The sequence below is a fragment of the Cobetia sp. BMC6 genome (genome assembly GCF_029991385.1).
Lineage (GTDB): Bacteria > Pseudomonadota > Gammaproteobacteria > Pseudomonadales > Halomonadaceae > Cobetia.
Genome location: NZ_JAKUMF010000084.1, coordinates 1 through 312 on the forward strand (window position 1 = coordinate 1; position 312 = coordinate 312).

Here is a 312-nt window from a genome sequence, read left to right on the forward strand (position 1 = left end):
ACAGATACCACCAAGTGCCGCGCGCGGGACCGGGCAGCCACGAAATGTCCCAGCACCAAAGCTGGTTCGGCGCCGTCGCCTGGTGAGTGGTCGGTGGGCGCTTACGCTGAGGGGCCTGCTGTCGGCCGCGGTGATGTTGCTGATCATATTCATGAAGCACTCGGTATATCGTCGACTCAGAGGCCAGATAGCGGCCCTTGTCAGCCTGATCGGCCACGATGAAGGCCGGAGGGCGGCTTCGGTACTCTGGAGCGTTGCACAACGCCACGATCGCTTTTCGCTCCTCGGGAGATAGCTTGTTGGCCGGTTCCG

1 pseudogene is annotated in these 312 nt (G+C 62.5%); it reads right to left on the reverse strand.

Annotation, left to right across the window (positions count from 1 at the left end):
- A pseudogene (locus MKZ40_RS17230) lies at nucleotides 1-312 on the reverse strand (IS3 family transposase); the annotation flags it as partial.